Source organism: Streptomyces sp. AC627_RSS907 (genome assembly GCF_019049165.1).
Genome location: NZ_JAGMUE010001465.1, coordinates 1 through 620 on the forward strand (window position 1 = coordinate 1; position 620 = coordinate 620).

Sequence of the window (620 nt, forward strand, 5' to 3'; positions counted from 1 at the left end):
CAGGGGGGGCTGGTCGGCGGCGTCGGCCATGGCCGCGGCCAGCGTCCACACCGCGCAGAACAGCACGACCCGGTGCCGGCTCGCCCCGGGGAGCACCACGAACAGGGCGAACAGCGCGTAGAACCGCAGCTCCGCCCAGAGGGTCCAGCACACGCCGAGCACCCGGTCGGCGCCGAGCGGCTGCTGGAGCATCGTGAAGTTGACCAGCGTGTCGCTGGGCGAGACGGTCGCGAACGCCACGGCCGGAAGCGCGAAGACGGCCGTGACCAGGATGATCGCCGCCCAGTAGGCGGGGAAGAGCCGCGAGACGCGGGAGGCGAAGAAGTCCTTGAGCGGACGGCCCCAGCCGCTCATGCAGATCACGAAGCCGCTGATGACGAAGAAGATCTGCACGCCGAGGCAGCCGTAGGCGAACCACTCGGACGCGGTGGGGAACTGGTGGGAGGGGGACGAGCCCCACGCCTTGGCGATCTCGCCGTCGCGCCCGCCGTAGTGGTAGCAGGCGACCATGAGCGCCGCGACCAGCCGCAGCCCGTCCAGTGCGCGTAGCCGCGACGGCGGGCGCTGCCCCGGAGGCTTGCCCTCCAGGGCGGCGACCGGAGCGTAGGGCACCCCCGGCC

At 72.6% G+C, this 620-nt stretch carries 1 protein-coding gene; it reads right to left on the minus strand.

Translation table 11 applies throughout. The features are described from left to right. Positions 1 to 612, minus strand: a 612-nt coding sequence (locus KUM32_RS42465) for an acyltransferase (RefSeq protein WP_217146917.1), incomplete at its 3' end; no start/stop codon positions are given. Positions 613 to 620: the final 8 nt, after the last annotated feature.